A 20,464-nucleotide genomic window follows, 5' to 3' on the forward strand; every position below is an offset into this window, starting at 1 on the left:
GGCCGCTCGCCGGAACCGGCGGGCGACGCACCAGTTGGGCGGGCATCTCCCAGCGATCTGAATCGGAGCGTCTCCATGGCCGACCAGCAACGTTCCTCGCGCGTGCTCTTCGTGCTCGCCCTCATCCTTGCACTGGTGGGCCTGGGGATCGGTGGCGGCGGGCTCTGGCTCGCCCTGCTCGGCGGTTCGCTCTTCTATCTTCCCGCTGGCGTAGCGCTTCTCGCCACTGCATGGCTGCTCTACCGCCGCAAGCCTGCGGCGCTGATGCTTTATGCCGTGCTGCTGGTCGTGACGATGCTGTGGGCAGTCAGCGAGGCCGGGTGGGACTTCTGGGCGCTGGCTCCCCGCGGCGACGTGCTGGTGCCGCTGGGCATCGTGCTGGCGCTGCCCTGGGTCACGCGGCGGCTGGGATCGCGGCGCTGGCCGGGGCCCGCCTGGCCGCTGGTCGGCAGCCTCGGCCTTGCCGCGCTGGTGCTGCTCGCCACCGCCTTCACCAACCCGCACGACCTGCAAGGCAGCCTGCCTGGCGCACGCCGCATTGCGCCTTCGAGCGTGCTGGGCGGCACCCCGAAGGAAGACTGGAACGCCTATGGCCGCTCGTGGCGCGGCGACCGCTGGTCGCCAATCGACCAGATCACCCCTGCCAATGTCGCCAAACTGGAAAAGGCATGGGAATTCCACACCGGCGACCTCAAGACCGGCGCCGACCCCGACGAGTTCACCTATGAGGTGACGCCGATCAAGGTCGGCGGCCTCGTCTACCTGTGTTCGCCGCACAACATCGTCTTTGCGCTCGATGCGGAGACCGGCAAGCAGGTCTGGCGATACGATCCGCAGATCCGCGCCTCGCAGGAGATGCAGCATCTCACCTGCCGCGGCGTCTCCTACCACAGCACCGGCGCAGCACCGGGCACCGGCGGCGTTTGCGCCAACCGCATCATCATGGGCACGAACGACGCACGGCTGATCGCGCTGGACGCCGCCAGCGGACGCCCCTGCCCCGGATTCGGCAATAACGGCCAGGTCGATGTCTGGCCGGGTCTGCCGGGCCAGAAGCGCGGCTGGTGGCAGATCACCTCGCCCCCCGTGATCATCGGCAACCTCGCAGTGTTCGGCGGCGCTGTCTACGACAACAAGACGACCTTCATGCCTTCGGGCGTGGTGCGCGGCTATGACGTGAACACCGGCCGCGCCGTCTGGGCCTTCGATCCTGCCAATCCGAACGACACCAGTCCCAAGGCGCCCGGCACCGGCCGCTACACGCCGTCCAGCCCGAACAGCTGGACGATTGCCGCCGCCGACGCCGATCTCGGCCTCGTCTACATTCCCACCGGCATGGCCGCGATCGACCAATGGGGCGGCCGCCGGACGCCGGAGACCGAGCGCTTCGCCACCTCGGTGATCGCGCTGGAGGCCGCGACGGGCAAGGTCCGCTGGACCTTCCAGACCGTCCATCACGACCTGTGGGACATGGACGTTCCCGCCCAGCCTGCGCTGGTCGACCTGAACCTGCCGGGCCGCGGCCGTGTGCCGGCGCTGATCCAGTCGACGAAGACAGGCAACCTGTTCGTCCTCGACCGGCGGACCGGCCAGCCCGTGGTTCCGGTCCGCGAAATCCCGGTGCCGCAGGGTGCGGCGCCGGGCGACCGCACCTCGCCCACCCAGCCGGAATCCGCGTTGAGCCTGATGTCGAAGAAGCGCGTGACCGATGCAGACATGTGGGGCGCGACGATGTTCGACCAGCTCGCCTGCCGCATCAAGTTCAAGCGGCTGCGCTACGAGGGGCCGTTCACCCCGCCCTCGCAACAGGGCACGCTCGTCTTCCCGGGCAATTTCGGGGTGATGGACTGGGGCGGCATGGCGATCGACCCGGTTCGCATGGTCGCCTTCGCGCACCCGAACTACATGGCCTTTGTCGATCGGCTGGTGCCGCGCAAAGAATCCGACGCCGCCGATCCCAAGCTGCGCGGTCCTGCGGGCGGATCGGACTTCCACGGATCGGACATCAAGGGCTTCAACCCGAACACCGGCGCCCCGTTCGCAGTCGCGCTCAATCCGTTTCTCTCTGCGCTGGGCCTGCCCTGCCAGGCGCCGCCCTGGGGGTATGTCGCGGGTATTGATCTGGTGAGCGGCAAGACCGTCTGGCAGCACCGCAACGGCACCTCGCGCGACCAGACGCCGGTACCGCTGCCGTTCAAGCTGGGCGTTCCCTCGCTCGGCGGGCCGATGCTCACGGCGGGTGGCGTGGCATTCATGGGATCGGCGCTCGACTATTATCTGCGCGCCTATGACGTCACGACCGGCAAGGTGCTGTGGCGCGGTCGCCTCCCCGCCGGCGGCCAGGCGACGCCGATGAGCTACTGGTCTGCGAAGAGCGGCCGGCAATTCGTAGTGATCGCCGCGGGCGGCCATGGCTCGCTAGGCACGAAGCGAGGTGATTCGATTGTCGCCTACGCCCTGCCGCAGGGAAGCCGGTAAGCCGCAGCGATCACTGCGAACTGGATACTGATTCAGGATATGGGTTTGACTTTCCCCATGAAATAGATGCCTCCTTCGCAACGGGCCTCATTGGCCCGCAAAACGGGGGCAGGTGATCTTGCGACGTTCGCTGATCCTCATGGGTCTGACCGGTCTGCTGCCGATCGTCGTGCTGGGCTCGGCCTATGGTGCGGTCACCCTGCGCGAGCAGCGGGCTGCGCTGGACCGGCAGGCGGCACTGGCGAGCCGATCCACGGCGCGCCTGGTCGGCCGCGAGATCGCCGCAACGGTCGATGCGGTGAAGATGATCAGCCGCTCGCCCTCCTTGGACGCGGGCATCGACCGCGCGCGCTTCACCCGGCTCGGTCTGCGCCTGATGGAGGATCATCGGGACTGGGCAACCCTCAGCATCGCGGACTCCGAAGGCAATCGCGTGCTTGATCTGCCGCAGCCCATTGGCGGAAGCCTCGGGAAAGTGGTCGATCCGGTCAGTCTCGCCCGCGCCGTGCGAACGCGTGAAGCGCAGGTGGGCCATGTCGTCCGCGGTCCCGGTGAGGTCGTCGCCTTTGCTGTACGGGCGCCCGTTTTGCAGCGCGGTGCCGTACCCTATGTGGTTTCCGCGGTGATCCCCGTGCAGGCGATGCAGCATCTGCTGTTCGCCGAAGAGGTTCCGGCCGATTGGCGGCTGCGCCTGTTCGACAAGCGCGGCGCGGTGATCGCGCAATCCGGCGCTGCCGAAGGCGATGCCGTACAATCGGTGGTGACCGCCGTGCCGGAGGCGGGCTGGCATGTCGAAGTCGCAGTACCGCGCGGCAGCTTCGCCGCACTTACGCGGCAGACCCGGTTCGTGCTGATCGGCGGCGGGGTCATGGCGCTCGCGTTGTTCGCCGCGCTGGGTTTCGCACTGTCGCTGGAACTGCGCCGCTTTCGACAACGCCAGGCGGCCACCGTGCAGGCCCAGCGGCTGGAGGCGCTCGGCCGGCTGACCGGCGGCGTCGCCCACGACCTCAACAATCTGCTGACGCCGATCCTGGGCGGCCTCGATCTGCTGCGCGGCCGAATTGGCGAAGATCCCAAGGCGCTTCGCTACATCGACAGCGCGACGAGCAGCGCAGAGCGCGCCCGCAGCCTGGTCGCGCGGTTGCTCGCCTATGCCAAGCGCCAGGCGCTGACTCCTGAGGCGATCGACGTTCCTGCGATGCTGGCCGACCTGCAGGAGCTGCTCCAGCGTTCGGTAGGCCCGACGATCCAGTGCACGATCCAGACCACGCCAGACCTTCCTGCCGTCCGCGCCGACCGCAACCAGCTGGAACTGGCGGTGCTCAATCTCGTGATCAATGCGCGCGATGCGATCAAGACTGGCAGCCGGATCAGCGGCGCCATCATCGTCGACGTTCGGCCGCCGCGTCGCGAGGACATCCGCGGACTGCCGCGCGGCGAGTATCTTGCGCTTGCCGTGCACGATGACGGCTGCGGCATGGATGCCGCCACGCTGCGGCGGGCGATGGAGCCGTTCTTCACCACCAAGGCAGGGGATCGCGGCACCGGGCTCGGCCTGTCGATGGTCCACGGCTTCGCCGAACAGTCGGCCGGGCGGCTGATGCTGGAAAGCGCGCCGGGCCAGGGCACCAGCGCCACCCTGATCCTGCCGACGACCGAGGCGCCAGCCCCGACGCACGACCAGGCGCGGGACCGCCCGACGCGCACCGCCGAGATCCTGCTGGTCGACGACGATCCCGCGGTTCGCGAGGCCGCCGCCGAAGTGCTGCGCGCGCACGGCCATCTGGTCGCCGAAGCGGAATCGCTGAGCCAGGGCATGGCGGCGCTCCACGGGGCACCGGCCACCGCGCTGGTGATCACCGATTACATGATGCCCGGCGGCACCGGCGGCGAATTCATCACCCGCGCCCGCGACGCCGGCCTTCCCCAGCCCTTCCTGCTGCTAACCGGGTATACCGACGCGGCGGAGGACCTGCCGGGCGACGTGCCCCAGCTGCGCAAGCCGTTTCGCGAACGCGAGCTGCTGGACGCCGTCGACGCACTGCTCGCCTGAACGGCGTTACATCTCGCCGGGAGCGGGCAACCACGCGGGATCGAAACGGATGCGGCGAGGCGGCAAGGGCGAGATCTTGCGCAGCATCTCGATGTCGGCCAGCGCGATGCGCTGGCCCTGGCGGGCGATCAGTCCCTCCCGCTCGAGCAGGCGCATAGTGCGATTGACGTGGACCGCGGTGAGCCCCAGCACATCGCCCAGCAGTTCCTGCGTCAGCGGCAGGTCGAACCGGCCGTCCTCGACGGCGCCGATCCTGGCAAGCCGGTCGTGAAGATCGAGAAGCAGCCGCACCAGCCGCTCGCGGGCAGAGGATTTGCCCATGGCCGCAACGATATCCATCAGCGCCAGCCGCTCGATCTGCACCGTCATGAAGAACAGCGGCCCGATGCGAGGATGGGCGATCAGCACCTCGCGCATGCGGGATAGCGGCACCTTCGACACCCGGCATTCCGTCACCGCCGTCAGCGTATCCGCGGCAGTATCGAGCACCATGCTGGGCGTGCCCATCATGTCCCCGGCAATGTGAACCTTGACGATCTGACGCTGCCCGGCCGGCAACCGGATTGCCGAGGTGGCCCAACCTTCGAGCAGCAGATAGATGCCGTCGACCGGCTCCCGCTCGCGGCGGATCGTCGCGTTGCGGCGACAGACGAAATCGGCCTCCCCCAGGCCGCGCAGTACTTCGACTTCTTCGTCGCTGAGCGACGCCTGCTCGTGAAACCGCGTCAACGGGTAGTTCGGCACTCCAGATGATCCCCCTTACTGGATGTGTCCCGCCGGCGAATGACGGGCGAACGGAGCGGCGGTCTCTGCAGATCATCGTCCCGCACGCCCCCGAAACGATGCCTAGCCGGCCAAGATCCTGCGAGCAATCACACCCATAGCGAAAATTCGACTTAACCTGTTATAAGTTTTGGCTTTTCACAGCGCAAAGTCGAACCATCGAATCATGGGTCCGGAAGTTCGGCCAGCAGCTTGTCGGGGGTGATCGGAAAGCTGCGAACACGCACGCCGCAAGCGTGGTGGATCGCGTTGGCGATCGCGCCTGCCGCGCCGCAAATGCCGAGTTCGCCCACGCCCTTGGCCTGGAGCGGACTTCCCGCGGGATCGCGTTCGTCGACCAGCACCACGTCGAGCGCCGGCACATCCGCGTTCACAGGGACATGATATTCGGCGAGGTCGTGATTCACGAGATGGCCGTCACGCGCGTCGAATACCAGCTCCTCGGTCAGCGCGCTGCCGATGCCCCACACCATGCCGCCCAGGCACTGCGAGGTCGCCGTCTTTTCGTTGAGCGCACGGCCCAGGCCGAAGGCGCCGGTCATCCGCCGCACCCGCGTCTCGCCGGTATAGGCATTCACGCCTACCTCGACGAAGAAGGCGCCGTACATCGCGATGGCGAATTTCTCGTCGATTCCACCATTTTTGAAATGGCCGGTTTCGCTCAGGTCAGCCTTCAGCAGCTCGGTGAAGGGAATGCGGCGGTTGCCGGCAATCGCCTCCCCGTCCTTCAGCGTGAGATCCGCCTCCTTAACGCCGAGTTGCTGTGCGAGCTGTTCCCGGATCGCCTCGCACGCGGCGAATACCGCAGAACCGGTCGAGGCCGCACCCCAGCTGCCGCCTGAACCCGCCCCCGGTGGGAAGCGCGTGTCGCCGAGCTGCACCAGTACCTTCTCCGGCGGCAGGCCGAGCATCTCGCCCGCAATCTGGCCGAGCACCGTGTAGGTGCCGGTACCGATATCGGTCATGTCGCTTTCGACCACCGCGGTGCCGTCGGCCGATAGCGTCACCTTCGCCTGCGCCTCGTTGAGATTGTGGACTCGGCACGCCGTCGCCATGCCGGTGCCGATCCACCATTCGCCTTCGCGGCGTTGGAGCGGGCGGCGGTCGCTGCCGTCCCAGCCGAAGCGCTCGGCACCGATCTTGAGGCTCTCCGCGAACCGTCGCGAGCTATAGGGCAGTCCTTCGCTCGGGTGCTGCTCGGGGATGTTGCGCAGGCGCAGCTCGACCGGATCGATGCCGCTGGCCAGCGCCAGCTCGTCCATCGCCGCTTCGAGGCACTGCATGCCCACTGCTTCACCCGGCGCGCGCACCGAGCCGGCAGTCATGCGGTGGATGCGCGCCAGGTCGATCCGCAGCGTGCGGTGCTCACCGCGATAGAGGAACTCGCTGGCCTGGGTGACCGGCTCGGCGAACTTCTCCCCCGGCAGGTTCGAGACCCATGCCTCATGGCCGAAGCCGTTCAGCCGCCCCTCGGCATCGGCGGCGAGGCGGATGCGCTGGCGCGTCTCCGATCGGCGCATGACGCACTGGAACACCTGCTGGCGGCTCATCACCACCCGCACCGAGCGACCCAGCTCGATCGCCGCGACCGCCGCCGCGACCAGCTCCGCGCTGATGCCGAGCTTCGAGCCGAAGCCGCCGCCCACATAGGGCGAGATCAGCCGTACCTGCTCGGGCTTGATCCCCAGTGCGTCGGCCAGCTCCTTCTGGTTGTATTTGAGCATCTGAAGGCTCGAATAGGCGGTGAGCGTGTTGCCGTCCCATTGGGCGATGCTGGCATGCGGCTCCATCGCGGCGCTGGCATGGCCTTCGGTGGTATAGGTGACGTCGACCGCATGCGCGGCATCGCGCATGGCAGCGTGGAGATTGCCCTGCTGCACCGGTTCGCCATAGACCTCATGGCTGGCATGGCTGTCGTCCTGTTCGAGCGGCACCTTCGCAGGATCGTCGCTGCGATAGGCGACGCGCAGCCGGGTGGCCGCATCCCGCGCCTGCTCGAACGTCTCGGCGACCACGAGCGCGACCGGCTGACCGTAATAGTCCACCTTCTGGATTTCGCGAACCGGCGACTTGCCCGCCCCGCCCTGCGCCGATCGGGTGATCATCCGGGGATCGGCGATCACCGCCAGTACGCCCGGCATGGCGAGCACGGGCTCGGATTCGATCTCGACGACCTCGCCGCGACTGATCGTCGCGAGGACCAGCACGCCCTCGGCGCAGTCGGCGATCTTGTATTCGGCCGCATAGGGCGCGACGCCGCTGGTCTTGGCGCTGCCGTCCGGACGGTCCAGCGGGCGCCCGATGATGCCCTGCGCCATCGCGTCGAGCCGGTTCCGTTCGTCCGGCTTGTCCATCGTGTACAGGCGAGTCACAGCGTTGCTCCCGTAGCTTCGCGCAGCACCGCCTTCAGCGTGCGGCGGGTGAGCGGAATCTTGAAATCGTTGCTGCCCTGCCCGCGCGCTTCGTCGAGCAGCAACGCGGCGGCCTCGTCGAACAGCGCGTCGGAGGGCGCCTGGCCTTCGAGCAGCTGCTCGACGCGGGAGTCATGCCAGGGCTTGTGCGCCAGCCCGCCGAACGCGAGACGCGCCTTGGCGATCACGCCGCCTTCGACATGAACCACCGCCGCCACCGAGACGAGCGCGAAAGCGTAGGAGGCGCGGTCGCGCACCTTGCGGTAGAGCTGGGTGCCACCCGCTGGCGCAGGCAACACCACGCCGGTGATCACGTCGCCGGGCATCAGCACGTTGTCCCGCTCGGGCGTGTCGCCGGGCAGGCGGTGGAAATCGCGCACCGGCACCATCCGCTTGTCGCCCTTCGCGTCATGGATCTCCACGGTTGCGCCCAGCGCCGACAGGGCTACCGCCATGTCGCCGGGATAGGTCGCGATGCAGGCATCGCTTGCGCCGAGGATCGCGTGGATGCGGTTGAACCCGCCGATCGCCGCGCAGCCGGTGCCGGGATCGCGCTTGTTGCACGCCTGGGAGAGGTCATAGAAATAATAGCAGCGCGTCCGCTGGCAGAGATTGCCGCCCGTGGTCGCCTTGTTGCGCAGCTGGAAGGTAGCGCCCGCCAGGATTGCGCGCGCCAGCACCGGATAGTCGGCGCGGATGCGCGGATCGGCGGCGCAGGCGCTGTTCGAGACGAGCGCACCGATGTGCAGCCCCTCGCCGTGCGGCACGATACCGCCCAGCGGCAGACGGTTCACGTCGACCAGGGCGCTCGGCGTCTCCACCTCCAGCTTCATCAGGTCGAGCAGGTTGGTGCCGCCCGCGATCGGCTTGGCGCCCTCTGCAACGAGGAGCTGGCCGGCATCGCCAAGGCCATGGGCGCGCTGATAGTCGAACGGCTTCATGCCTGCGCCTCCGCTACTTCCGAAATCGCCGCCACGATGTTGGAATAGGCGCCGCAGCGGCAGACATTGCCGCTCATCCGCTCGCGGATCTCTTCTTCGCTGAGCTTCGGCGTGCCCGCGACATCATCGCTGACGAAGCTGGTCCAGCCTGCCGCGATCTCATCGAGCATCGCCTTGGCCGAGCAGATCTGGCCGGGCGTGCAATAGCCGCACTGATAGCCGTCGTGGCGGACGAAGGCAGCTTGCAGCGGATGCGGCGCATCGGGCGTGCCGAGTCCTTCGATCGTGGTCACGCTGTCTCCGTCGTGCATCACGGCGAGCGTCAGGCAGCTATTGATCCGCTGGCCATTGAGAAGAACCGTACACGCGCCGCACTGGCCGTGATCGCACCCCTTCTTGGTGCCGGTAAGCCCGCAATCGCGGCGGAGAAAATCGAGCAGACTGGTACGGGGATCGACGTCGAGATCGTGTTCGGCGCCGTTGATGGTGATGGGCATGCGCGGCCTCCCTGGTCAGGGGGGCGAACGCGTGGGGACCTGGATCGGTCCCGATCCAGGTTAGGATTGCGGTGCGCGGCTCAGTGGGCCTTGCGCGGAAGCAGGTGCAGGAGGCCGGCGACGACACCCCCCACCAGCAGCCCGGCCACCGCAGAACCCAGCGCGTAGACGAGCCAGCTGACGATTCCGCCGAACGCGCCGAGCCCCTGCCCTGCCACCTCGGACCAATGATGCAGCGCATGGGGCACCGCGCTGATGCCGAATTCCTCGAGGCCATGCAGCAGGATGCCGCCGCCCACCCAGGCCATCGCGCCGACGCCGATATGGGACAGGGCAGTAAGCAGCATCGGCATCGCCTGGACCAGGCCGCGCCCGAACACCGCGACCGCGCCCTTGCCGCCGCCCCGGCTGAGGTGCAGGCCGATATCGTCCATCTTCACGATCAGCGCGACGACGCCGTAGACGCCGATGGTGATGGCGAATGCCACCAGCACCAGCGCGCCTGCGCGCGTCAGGAACGACATCTCGGGCGGCAATTGGGCCAGCGCGATGACCATGATTTCGGCGGACAGGATCAGATCGGTGCGGATCGCGCCAACTACCTGCCGCTTCTCCAGCGCCTTGGGATCGGTGATGGCGGCGACCTCCTCGCTGCCATGCTCCCCGAGCAGCGCCTCGAGAATTTTCTCGGCCGCTTCGAACGAAAGATAGGTACCGCCCAGCATGAGGATCGGCGTTAGCGCCCAGGGTGCAAAGGCGCTGAGCAGCAACGCGAGGGGCAGGATCACCAGCAGCTTGTTGGCAATCGAACCAAGCGCGATCTTGCCGATGATCGGCAGTTCCCGATCCGGCGTCAGCCCGACCACGTAACGCGGTGTAACGGCGGTATCGTCGATGACAACGCCGGCAGCCTTTGCGCCCGCCTTGCCGGCAGCTCCCGCCACGTCGTCCAGCGACGCTGCCGCCAGCTTCGCCAGCGCTGCGATATCGTCCAGCAATGCGACCAGGCCACCCGCCATCAATTCCCCCTCATGTTGCGTTCGCGCTAGCCGAGATGAAGCGGAAATGCACGCTCGCCCATTAGGCTCCGCGCCCTTGGCAAGATGGGCGTGCCGCTGCGGCGCGGTCAGCCATGCTCCGTGCCGAAAGCGCGGTCACCGGCGTCCCCGAGGCCGGGCACGATATAGCTTTGCGCGTTCAGCGTCGCGTCCAGCCCGGCGGTCCAGATCGGCACGTCGGGGTGGGCCTCGCGGACTGCCAGGACGCCGGGCAGTGCCGCCAGCAGGCAGACGAACCGCAGATCGCGCGCACCGGCTGCCTTCAGCCGGTCCAGCGCAGCGACGGCGCTGTTGCCGGTCGCCAGCATTGGATCGACCATCACGACCGGCCGACTGGCAATATCCGCCGGCGCCTTGAAATAATATTCGATGGCCGCCAGCGTCACCGGATCGCGATACAGACCGAGATGCGCCACGGCAGCTTCAGGTAGCAGGTCCAGCAGCCCTTCCGCCATGGCGAGCCCGGCGCGGAGCACCGGCACGAGCACCGGGGGGGTACCTGCGAGCGCTGGCGCATCCATCGGCGCGACGGGCGTCTCTATCGAGATTAGTGCAAGCGGGAGGTTCGCCAGTGCCGCGGCGCCGAGCAGGGTTGCGACCGCGCGGAGCTCACTGCGAAACCGCTCGGGCGGGGTGCGCCGGTCGCGCAGCCGGGTAAGGCGATGCTGGACCAGCGGATGGGCGACGATCGTCAGCCCCTCGATCGGGTTCTCGGGTTCGGCCATGGCCGCGGTGGTGCGCGATGCGTCGACGCGATGCAAGACGCCACCGATGCTCCCCAGGGCGCGGGCTTCAACGGCCTGCGACTGCCCGTGCCCTTGCTCGTGCAGGATTATCTAAGGGAGACGACATCCTTTGCGGACCGCACTGCCGGAGCGCCTCAGCATAAGCCTCGCCCGAACCAGCCAACCATGGGGCCGCGGTGCGGGCAAGGTGAGCCGAGACCGGATGGCATCGCGCGCCGCGTCATGCCAGGTCGGTCGAACGGCATCCACGCCATGGCCGCGCCATTTGTCGCTTTGCAGCTGCTCGATCATCGGTACCCTTCCCGCCAGCTGCCAAAACGCAGTGCGCGAGCGAGAGTTCACCAATTCTTTACCATGATCCAGCAAAACTCAGCCGGCGCTCGGATCCGTGATGCCGGCTGCGGCGAGCAGGTCCGGAATGTGCCGCGCGAACGCAAAATACCCTCTGCCGCTATATGGCCACGCGCGGCCATCCCAGCCCCGACGGTGTTCCGCAATCGGGATGCTGCTGATCGCTCGATATGCCGCCAGCGCATCTGCGACGGGGCCCACGGGCGCATAGCCCGTTGCGATCTGCGCACATCCCTCGGACGCTGCAAGCGCCGCTACCGCCTCCAGATCATCGACCCATGCTGCAGCCACCTGCCAGTGGCTCGAGGCACGTTGCAGCCCGTCGGCGACCGCAGCGATATCCGCAGCGCTGCTGCAATGGCGCCGGCACGCGACGACGCGATGCACCGCCAACGTTGCTAGGGACGACTCGGTCTCCAGTGACAGATCTTCGGGCGTGAGCAGCAGAAGCGTGCGTGCATCCGGCCGCAAGGTGTCGGGGGCACGCACTTCCACCTTCTCGATTGCGGGTGTTTCACGTGGAACATCCGCTTGGGTGGCAAGCCCCTGCGGGTCGAAGCGCCCGCCCGTATGCAGGCGTATGCGGTCAGCGCTCGCAAGGTACGCCTTGCCTTGGGTGTGCAGTCCCGCAACCCATCGCCAGGACAGCGTGTTCGAGGCAGGATCGGCGTCTACCAGATGGGCGAAGGTGAACGCCGCGCCCAGCTCCCATGGCAGACCCAGAGTGAAGATCCAGATCGACGCGAACTGCATCCGCGCCCAATTGTGCAAATACCCGGTCTCCCGCAATTCCCGCACCCACGCATCAAAGGCATCGATCCCGGTGCGACCGGTGACAGCGAGATCATAGCCGGGAGGCATGTTCTCGCCGCTGCGCCGTTCGCACGCGCGTCGCCATTCGCGCCAGACCCCGGGATGCTGCTCCAGCCATCCCTTCCAGTAGGTCCGCCAGAACAGCTCCTGCAGGAACTTCCCCGCCGCCTGTGCCCCATGGGCTGCCACTACGGCGCGGGCGACCTCCTCTTCGCTGATCAGCCGCCGTCGCAGCGCTGCGGAAAGCCGCGAGACCGCGTGGTGCCTGCCCGGCCCCGCATCATGGCTGCGGCCGTCGGCATAGCCCCGGACCGCCTTGGGCACGAACGCCGCAAGACGCTCCAAGGCTGCGCTGCGTGACAGCGGGAAGTCGAAGGAAAGGGTCGATGTTCGGTCTTGCGCGGGGAGCAGCATAGATCAGTTGCTGCCATGCTGCTCCCGAAGGTCAATCCTGCCACAAGGGGCAGCGCAACCAAATCAGATGCGTTCGCCGCTCAGTCGCTGGCAAACCATGTCGAGCTGGTCGAGCGTGGAATATTGGACGGTCAGCGACCCTCCCTTCTCCGCCTGTGCGATGCGGACGTTGAGACCAAGCACGTCGCCCAGATGCCGTTCCAGCGCAGCAATGTCCGGATCGGGCTCCGATCGCCCTTCCGCAGCCTTGCGCTTCGGCGCCGGCTTGGCGGTGCGCGCCAGCTTCTCGGTGTCGCGAACCGAAAGCCCCTTGGCCACCACTTCCTGCGCCAGCTTCTCGGGATCGGGCGCGCCGATCAGCGCACGGGCATGACCCATCTCGATCGACCGGTCGACGACCATTTCGCGCACCGGCTCCGGCAGGTCGAGCAACCGCAGCAGATTGGCGATGTGGCTGCGCGACTTGTGGACGATCTTGCCCAGCGCCTCCTGGGTGTGGCCGAACTCGCGGATCAGCCGGGCATAGCCTTCCGCTTCTTCGATCGCATTGAGGTCCTGGCGCTGGATGTTCTCGATCAGCGCAATTTCGAGCGTCTCGGCGTCGTTCAGCTCCCGGACGATCACCGGCACTTCATGCAGCCGCGCGCGCTGCGCCGCCCGCCAGCGCCGCTCGCCGGCAACGATCTGGAAGCTCTGGCCATGCGGGCGAACGAAGATCGGCTGGATCAGCCCGCGCGTCCGGATCGATTCTGCCAGCGTGTCCAGCGCCTCCTCGTCGAAGTGGCGGCGCGGCTGGTTCGGATCGGCGACCAGCGAGCTGATCGGCAGCATCCGTACGCCGGAGCTGCTGGTCGGGTTGCCCTTGATCGGCTCTTCGGGAAGGCTTTCGCCGAGCAACGCGGAAAGCCCGCGGCCGAGACCGGGGCGAGGCTTGCGGGCGGCGGCGGGAGATTCGGTCATGCGGCTTTCTGCAACTTGGGAAGACGATCGATCACCTCGCGGGCGAGCGCGATATAGGCTTCGGAGCCGGCGCAGCGATGATCATAGATCAACGCCGGCACGCCGTGGCTCGGGGCCTCCGAAAGGCGAACATTGCGGGGAATGACGGTGTCGAATACCACCCGCCCCAGCACCGCCCGCACATCCTCGGAAACCTGATCGGTAAGGCGGTTGCGCCGGTCGTACATGGTCAGCGCAACGCCGAGGATCGACAGGCCCGGGTTGAACCGCGTGCGAATCCGCTCGACGGTGTTGAGCAGCTGGCTGAGCCCTTCGAGCGCGAAGAACTCGCACTGGAGCGGCACCAGCAGCGCGTGCGCCGCCACCATCGCGTTGACGGTGAGCAGCCCCAGCGAAGGCGGGCAATCGACCAGAACCACATCCCAGCGCGCGCCCTGATGGCGCTTGATCGCGGCGTCCAGCCGGTGGGTACGGGCGTCGAATTCGATCAGCTCGATCTCGGCTCCCGAGAGGTCCTGCGTGGCAGGCACCACGTCAAGGCCGGGCACACTGGTGGGCACCGCCACGTCCTCGAGATCGGCGTCCGAGACGAGGAGATCATAGCTCGAATGCTCGCGATCACCGCGCCCGATGCCGAGGCCGGTAGAGGCATTGCCCTGGGGATCGAAATCGATCAGCAGAACGCGCTTGCCGGTCGCAGCGAGGGCGGTGCCGACATTGATGGCGGTCGTGGTCTTGCCCACCCCGCCCTTCTGATTGGCGATCGTGATGGTGATCATCTGGCGCCTATCTGTGTTGCGACCACGATGCCCGATTCCGGCTGCGTGATGCTGGGTTCCACGTGAAACCGACCTTGCCATTTCGCGCGCGTGGCATCCACCTCCGATTGCGCGCTGCGCCCCTTGGGCAGCAACCAGACTGTGGATGAATCGGTGCAGTGAACTGTGGATAACATGAGCGCCGACAGTTCCGCCACCGCCCGCGCGGAGACAATCGCGACCGGCTGATCCGGCCGAAAAGATTCCACCTTGCTGCCGACAACCGTGACACGATCGGCGATGCCGAGCTGTTCAGCGGCAGCCCGCAGGAACAGGACCCGCTTGGCACGCGGCTCGACCAGCACGATCGGGCGATCCGTAAGCAAGGCAATGACGATCCCAGGCAGCCCGGCCCCGCTTCCGACGTCTAGCCACACGCCTGGTGGGGCATGTTCAGCCAACGGGACAAGCTGCGCGGAGTCCGTCAGGTGCCGAGCCCAGAGGCTGTCAAGCGTCGAGCGCGCAATCAGGTTTTGATGTTCAGCCTCAGCGGTCAGGATGTTCCCGAAGGCTTCGACAAGTGTTTCACGTGAAACGCCGAAGCGTTCGCGCACCCAGCTGCGGGCTTCTGCTTCGGTCATGCCACTGCCTTTCGTGCATGCAGGAGGATGGCCGACAGCGCCGCCGGAGTAATGCCGCGAATACGCGCCGCTCCTCCCAGCGTCTCCGGTGCAGCTGCACTCAGCCGCTCGACCATCTCGTTCGACAGCCCCGGAATTGCCGCATAGTCGAGACCCGGATGCAGGCGCACTGCATCATTGGCGCGAAGCTGCGCCACCTCGGCATCCTGCCGTTCCAGATAGGGCGCATAGCGCGCGTCTTCCACATATTCGGCGAGCAGGGCGGGATCGGCTTCGGGCGCCGCGTCCAGCACATGCTCGATCTCGACGCCCGGGAACCGCAGCCACTCTCGTGCAGGCCGGCGCGCGCCATCCTGCGCCACCGGAGCCCCCCGCAGGTTCAGCTGGTGTGCCGTTCGCTCCACCCCGAAAAGCGTGTCGAGCTGTGCGCGTCCCGCATCGCGCGCCTGGAGACGAGCGCGACGCGCCCCGCCCAGCAAGCCCAGCGCATCGGCGATCGGCCCCAGCCGCGTCTCCGCATTGTCCGCGCGAAGCCGCAGCCGGAACTCCGCACGTGCGGTCAACATTCGATAGGGTTCGGTGACTCCCTGCAATACCAGGTCATCGATCATCACGCCGAGATAGGACGTGGCACGGTCCAGCACCAAGGGCGGCATGCCCAATGCGAGCGCGGCGGCATTGACACCTGCGGCGAGGCCCTGCCCGCCCGCTTCCTCATAGCCTGTCGTTCCGTTGATCTGGCCCGCGAAGAACAGGCCCGGAATCAACGGCAGCGCAAGCGTGGCATCCAGCGCCCGCGGATCGATATAGTCATATTCCACCGCATAGCCGGGAACGGTGATGGTCGCCGCCTCCAGCCCTGGGACGGAGGCGATCATCGCCGCCTGCACGTCCACCGGCAGCGACGTCGACAGTCCATTCGGATAGATCCAGTGGTGATCGAGCGCCTCGGGCTCGAGGAAGATCTGGTGCCCGTCGCGATCACCGAAACGATGCACCTTGTCCTCGATCGACGGGCAATAGCGCGGACCCTGCGCCTCGATCGCGCCACTGAACAGCGGTGACCGATCGAGGCCGCCGCGGATCGCATCATGCGTCGCCTGGGTCGTACGCGTGACCGCGCAGTGCAACTGGGGGAGCGGCCGCGCCGCCACCATCGGCGACATCGTCCAGCGCTCCGCGTCGGAGGGCTGCTCTTCCGTCCGTGCCCAGTCGATCGTTCGTCCATCCAGGCGCGGCGGGGTTCCCGTCTTCAGCCGCCCCATCGGCAGCGCCAGCTCGCGAAGCTGCGCTGCGAGGCGGAGGGCAGATGCTTCCCCTACCCGGCCGCCCTCGAACCGCTCCTCACCGCGGAACAGCCGGCCACCGAGGAAGGTGCCGGTCGCCAGCACGACGGCAGAGGCAGCGAGCACCGTGCCATCACGAAGCTGCACGCCGGCAACGCGCCCGCCTTCCAGCACCAGCGCTTCGGCTTCCCCCGCTACGAGGCTCAACCCGTCCTGCGCGTGCAGCATGGCCTGGATGGCGGCAGCGTAGCGGCCGCGATCGGCTTGCACGCGGGGCCCCTGCACCGCCGTGCCCTTCGAGCGATTGAGCATCCGATAATGGATGCCGGCCGCATCGGCAGCACGCGCCATCAACCCGTCGAGCGCGTCGATCTCCCGAACGAGATGCCCCTTGCCCAGCCCGCCAATCGCCGGGTTGCACGACATCGCGCCAAGCTTGGTCAGATCGAAGCTGAGCAGCGCAGTACGCGCGCCACGGCGTGCGGCTGCGGCAGCCGCCTCCGTGCCGGCATGGCCGCCGCCGATCACGATCACATCGAATTGCATGCAACCGCTAAACGCCTTCGCGCGGCGCTTGTCCAGAGCCGGTGCGGCGGAACGGTGTCGCGGCGTGTTCCACGTGAAACACCTTACTTGCCGATGCAGAACTTTCCGAACAATGCATCCAGCACATCTTCGACACCGGCGCGCCCGGTGATCGCATCCAGCGCCCGCCGGGCGGCGCGCAGCTCCTCGGCGAACAACAGCGCGTCGCCGAGCAGCGATGCGCGCGCCAGTGCATCCGCCGCTGCTACGCACCAGCCCCGTTGCCGAGCATTCAGCGCAACCAGATCCGGCGGCGGCAGCAGCGACGCAGCTACTTCCGACATTCGATGCCAGAGCGCCGCAAGGCCGCTTCCCTCGTGCACCGATACGGCGATCTGCCCCTCCCTGGCCGGCGGACGCCCTTCCGCGTCGGCGCGGGCATGCACCCACAAGCTGCAGCGATGCGGCGGCGGTGGATCGTCGCCGAGCCACAGCAACAGATCGGCCTCGAGCAGCGCATCGCGGGCCCGCGCGACGCCGATCGCCTCGATCGGATCGTCTGTTTCCTCGGCAAGTCCTGCCGTGTCGATGAGCAACCACGCAAGCCCTGCCCGTACCACAGGCACCTCGATGCGATCGCGTGTCGTGCCGGCGATCGGCGAGACGATCGCTGCTTCGCGCTCCCCCAGGGCATTGAACAGCGTCGACTTGCCGGCGTTGGGCGGCCCGCCCAGCACCACCCGCAGCCCGTCCCGCAGCCGCTCCACCGGCGGGCGCGCCGCAACCGCTGCGATGTCGTGGCCGAGTGCCGCGGCCGCGATCCGCAGGTCCGGAAGCGGATCGGTCCCGGCCACGTCGTCCTCGTCACCGTGATCGAGTTCGGCCTCGATCCGCGCGGCGATGCCGAGCAGGCGCGCCGTCCATTCCTCTGCATTGCGCCGCACCGCGCCGCCCGCGCTGCGGATCGCCGCACGTCGCTGGCCCTCCGTCTCCGCTGTCAGGAGATCGCCCAGCCCCTCGGCCTCGCTGAGATCGAGGCGGCCGTTGAGCAGGGCGCGACGGGTGAACTCGCCCGCTTCGGCGGGGCGCAACCCCGGCAGCGCTGCCAGCGCCGTCTCCACGGCCCGCACCACGGCCCTGCCGCCATGAAGATGGAGTTCGGCCAGATCCTCGCCCGTGGCCGATCGCGGGCCCGGGAAGCACAGCACCAGCGCCAGGTCGAGTGCGTCGCCTGCACCGTCGCGCAAGGTCCGCAGCGCAGCGCGGCGCGGCGGGGGAAGGTCGCCCGCCAGTTGCTGCACTGCACCAAATGCCTGTGTACCACTGATCCGGAGGACGGCGATCGCCGCCGGCGGGACACCGCTGGAAACCGCGAAGATCGTATCCATGCGCGCCGCGTCAGCTCCCCGGCTTCTTCGTGGCCGCATCGAACAAGCCGCGCCAGAAGTTCATGCCCGCCTCACCCATCGGTGCCCAGCTGCGCATCATCTGTTCGAAGCCTTCGGGCGTGCCGTGATTTTCGATCGCCTGCACCATCAGCTGCACATAGCGATCATGAACCGGGGTAAGGTCCGGCAAGCCCATGGCGCGGCGCGCTTCTTCCGGCGTGCACTCGACTTCGACGTTGATCTTCATGAGCTTCCTTCCGCGCTTGAGCGCATGCCCGGCCCCCTGCTAGGCCATGGGCATGTATGCGCGCGACCATGCCCTGATCGCAACGCCCATCGGCCCGATCCGGATCGAAGGCGATGATCGGCAGCTCGAACGTATCGCCATCGGCGCGGAGGGTGCGGCGTGCCGCGGCAGCAGCACGGTCGTGCGTGCCGCCGCCGATCAGTTGGAACAATGGTTTGCAGGGGACCGGCGCAGCTTCGATCTTGCGCTCGCGCCTTCCGCCACGCCGCGCGGCGCCATCCTTCGGGATGGCTTGATTGCGGTGCCGTTCGGGCAGACGATCAGCTATGGCGATCTTTCGCGCGCGCTGGGTTCCAGCGCCCGTGCCATCGGCCAGCTCTGTGCCCGGAACCCCTTCCCGCTCGTCATACCCTGCCACCGCGTGCTGAACCAGGGCGGGGGCCTGGGCGCATATTCCGCCGGGCAGGGCCCGACGACGAAATCCTGGCTGCTCGATCATGAGCGGCGGCTAACCGGAGACTATCTGCTATGAGCACCCTGACGATCGACGCGCTGGACGAGAGCGGCAGCTTCTCCGCCTATGTCGCGCGTCCCGAAGGCACGCCGCGTGCCGCGATCATCGTGATCCAGGAAATCTTCGGCGTAAACCCGGGCATCCGGCAGAAGTGCGATGGCTGGGCAGCCAAGGGCTATCTGGCGGTCGCGCCCGACCTGTTCTGGCGGCTGCAGCCCGGAATCGAGCTCGATGCCGATGTGCCGGAGCAGTTCCAGCAGGCGCTCGACTGGATGGGCAAGTTCGACCAGGACCAGGGCGTCGCGGACATCGAATCGACGATCCAGGCGGTGCGTGCGGAACTGGGCGGCGGCGCGGTGGGCGCGGTCGGTTTCTGCCTCGGCGGGCGCCTTGCGTACATGACCGCGGCACGGACCGACATCGATGCGAGCGTTGGCTATTATGCTGTCGGCATCGACGGGCTGCTCGACGAGAAGCACGCCATCGCCAAGCCGCTGATGCTCCACATTCCGGAGGCCGACCATTTCGTGTCGCCGGAAGTGCAGGCCAAGATGCACCAGGGCCTGGACGATCACCCCAAGGTCACGCTGTACGACTATCCGGGCGAAGACCATGGCTTCGCTGCCGAGATGGGCAAGCGCCGTTCGGAAGCGGCGGCGCAGCTGGCAGACCAGCGCACGGCCGACTTCTTCGCCCAGCATCTGGGCTAAGGCCGGCTTCCCCCTCCCTGCCGCGCAGGGAGGGGCTCCCGGCTCAGAACAGGCTGGTGAGCCCGGCGGTCTCGGGCGTCCCCACCCAGCCTTCGTAGATCATCTTGAACGCGACGAAGACAATCACCGCAAGGCCGATATAGGCGATCCAGCGGTGGCGATCGATCAGCTTGGCGATCAGGTTCGCCGCAAGGCCCATCAGCGCGACCGACAGCAGCAGCCCTACCACGAGAATGCCCGGATGCTCGCGCGCCGCGCCAGCCACCGCCAGGACGTTGTCGAGGCTCATCGAGACGTCCGCCACGGCCACGGCCCAGGCGGCGCCGGCGAAGCTGCGCGCGGACCGCACGCCCGAATGCTCGTCGCCTTCGATCTCGTCCGAGCCTGCGCTTTCGCCGCCGTGCCGGATCTCGCGCCAGAACTTCCAGCTGACCCAGAGCAGCAACAAGCCGCCCGCGAAGATCAGCCCCACGATCCCCATCAGCCAGCTGACGACCAGCGCGAAGGCAATGCGCAGCACCAGGGCCGCGCCGATGCCGATCAGGATCACCTTCTTGCGCTGCTCCGCCGGCAGCCCCGCCGCCAGCGCGCCGACGACGATGGCATTGTCACCCGCCAGCACCAGATCGATCATCAGCACCGACCCGAAGGCGGCGAGCGCCGCTGGGTCGCCGAGATTGGAAAAATCGGCGACGATGTGCTGCCAGATGTCGAGCGGCGAACCGATGCCGCCCGCTGCGGCGCTGAGAAGAAGATCGATCATGCCAAAATCCTAGCGCCAGGATCGGCGCACGCAACGCCTACGCATGCCCGAGGCGAGACGTTCCCTGCACCAATACGCAAAAAGGCCGGGCACCCTGGCCCGGCCTTTCCGAAATCACGAGGATGTG

Annotated in this window: 18 protein-coding genes; 4 read left to right on the forward strand and 14 right to left on the reverse strand. The window is 67.5% G+C overall.

Going from position 1 to position 20,464, the window contains the following annotated elements:
* The first annotated feature begins 75 nt into the window (after positions 1–75).
* Positions 76–2,478 carry a membrane-bound PQQ-dependent dehydrogenase, glucose/quinate/shikimate family gene (locus tag V7E00_RS15710; protein WP_333573551.1) on the forward strand — a complete coding sequence of 801 codons (2,403 nt, stop codon included), beginning with the start codon at positions 76–78 and terminating at the stop codon, positions 2,476–2,478.
* Positions 2,479–2,590: 112 nt separating this feature from the next.
* The gene (locus V7E00_RS15715; protein WP_333573552.1) at positions 2,591–4,531 is read left to right on the forward strand and encodes a hybrid sensor histidine kinase/response regulator; all 1,941 of its coding nucleotides are present in this window, start codon (positions 2,591–2,593) and stop codon (positions 4,529–4,531) included.
* Positions 4,532–4,537: 6 nt separating this feature from the next.
* Here V7E00_RS15715 and V7E00_RS15720 read toward each other — a convergent pair whose 3' ends face one another.
* The 13 genes from V7E00_RS15720 to V7E00_RS15780 form a co-directional block, all read right to left on the reverse strand.
* Positions 4,538–5,260 (reverse strand): Crp/Fnr family transcriptional regulator, encoded by a 723-nt coding sequence (locus V7E00_RS15720; protein ID WP_333573553.1) that lies wholly within the window; start codon positions 5,258–5,260, stop codon positions 4,538–4,540.
* Positions 5,261–5,478: 218 nt separating this feature from the next.
* Positions 5,479–7,668 carry a xanthine dehydrogenase family protein molybdopterin-binding subunit gene (locus V7E00_RS15725; RefSeq protein ID WP_333573881.1) on the reverse strand — a complete coding sequence of 730 codons (2,190 nt, stop codon included), beginning with the start codon at positions 7,666–7,668 and terminating at the stop codon, positions 5,479–5,481.
* A gap of 14 nt (positions 7,669–7,682) precedes the next feature.
* Entirely contained in the window at positions 7,683–8,666 is a 984-nt protein-coding gene (locus V7E00_RS15730) for an FAD binding domain-containing protein (RefSeq protein ID WP_333573554.1), read from the reverse strand.
* A complete protein-coding gene (locus V7E00_RS15735; RefSeq protein WP_333573555.1) occupies positions 8,663–9,163 on the reverse strand; it encodes a 2Fe-2S iron-sulfur cluster-binding protein in 501 nt (166 codons plus the stop codon). Before V7E00_RS15735 ends, V7E00_RS15730 begins: the two co-directional genes overlap by 4 nt.
* 80 nt (positions 9,164–9,243) lie before the next feature.
* The gene (locus V7E00_RS15740; protein WP_333573556.1) at positions 9,244–10,182 is read right to left on the reverse strand and encodes a DUF808 domain-containing protein; all 939 of its coding nucleotides are present in this window, start codon (positions 10,180–10,182) and stop codon (positions 9,244–9,246) included.
* Between the two features lie 107 nt (positions 10,183–10,289).
* On the reverse strand, positions 10,290–10,946 hold the full coding sequence (gene upp, locus V7E00_RS15745) for a uracil phosphoribosyltransferase (protein ID WP_333573557.1): 657 nt from the start codon (positions 10,944–10,946) through the stop codon (positions 10,290–10,292).
* 390 nt (positions 10,947–11,336) lie between these two features.
* Positions 11,337–12,545, reverse strand: coding sequence for an FAD-binding domain-containing protein (locus tag V7E00_RS15750; protein ID WP_333573558.1), 1,209 nt, complete (start codon positions 12,543–12,545; stop codon positions 11,337–11,339).
* Positions 12,546–12,608: 63 nt separating this feature from the next.
* Entirely contained in the window at positions 12,609–13,505 is an 897-nt protein-coding gene (locus tag V7E00_RS15755; RefSeq protein WP_333573559.1) for a ParB/RepB/Spo0J family partition protein, read from the reverse strand.
* Positions 13,502–14,284, reverse strand: coding sequence for a ParA family protein (locus V7E00_RS15760; RefSeq protein WP_333573560.1), 783 nt, complete (start codon positions 14,282–14,284; stop codon positions 13,502–13,504). The genes V7E00_RS15755 and V7E00_RS15760 overlap by 4 nt, the downstream gene beginning before the upstream one ends.
* A complete protein-coding gene (gene rsmG, locus V7E00_RS15765; RefSeq protein WP_333573561.1) occupies positions 14,281–14,904 on the reverse strand; it encodes a 16S rRNA (guanine(527)-N(7))-methyltransferase RsmG in 624 nt (207 codons plus the stop codon). The genes V7E00_RS15760 and rsmG overlap by 4 nt, the downstream gene beginning before the upstream one ends.
* Positions 14,901–16,736 carry a tRNA uridine-5-carboxymethylaminomethyl(34) synthesis enzyme MnmG gene (mnmG, locus tag V7E00_RS15770; RefSeq protein WP_333573562.1) on the reverse strand — a complete coding sequence of 612 codons (1,836 nt, stop codon included), beginning with the start codon at positions 16,734–16,736 and terminating at the stop codon, positions 14,901–14,903. Before mnmG ends, rsmG begins: the two co-directional genes overlap by 4 nt.
* Positions 16,737–16,819: 83 nt before the next feature.
* Positions 16,820–18,103 (reverse strand): tRNA uridine-5-carboxymethylaminomethyl(34) synthesis GTPase MnmE, encoded by a 1,284-nt coding sequence (gene mnmE / locus V7E00_RS15775; protein ID WP_333573563.1) that lies wholly within the window; start codon positions 18,101–18,103, stop codon positions 16,820–16,822.
* A 10-nt stretch (positions 18,104–18,113) separates the two neighbouring features.
* Complete coding sequence (locus V7E00_RS15780) at positions 18,114–18,350, reverse strand: DUF6489 family protein (protein WP_066725034.1); 237 nt, start codon at positions 18,348–18,350, stop codon at positions 18,114–18,116.
* Positions 18,351–18,402: 52 nt separating this feature from the next.
* On the opposite strand from V7E00_RS15780, the gene V7E00_RS15785 reads away from it, so the two are divergent.
* Positions 18,403–18,882, forward strand: coding sequence for a methylated-DNA--[protein]-cysteine S-methyltransferase (locus V7E00_RS15785; RefSeq protein WP_333573564.1), 480 nt, complete (start codon positions 18,403–18,405; stop codon positions 18,880–18,882).
* Positions 18,879–19,574 carry a dienelactone hydrolase family protein gene (locus V7E00_RS15790; RefSeq protein WP_333573565.1) on the forward strand — a complete coding sequence of 232 codons (696 nt, stop codon included), beginning with the start codon at positions 18,879–18,881 and terminating at the stop codon, positions 19,572–19,574. The genes V7E00_RS15785 and V7E00_RS15790 overlap by 4 nt, the downstream gene beginning before the upstream one ends.
* A 43-nt stretch (positions 19,575–19,617) precedes the next feature.
* Here V7E00_RS15790 and V7E00_RS15795 read toward each other — a convergent pair whose 3' ends face one another.
* Positions 19,618–20,337 carry a TerC family protein gene (locus V7E00_RS15795; RefSeq protein WP_333573566.1) on the reverse strand — a complete coding sequence of 240 codons (720 nt, stop codon included), beginning with the start codon at positions 20,335–20,337 and terminating at the stop codon, positions 19,618–19,620.
* Positions 20,338–20,464: the final 127 nt, after the last annotated feature.

The sequence above is a fragment of the Sphingomonas sp. genome (assembly GCF_036731925.1).
Taxonomy (GTDB): Bacteria; Pseudomonadota; Alphaproteobacteria; order Sphingomonadales; family Sphingomonadaceae; genus Sphingomonas.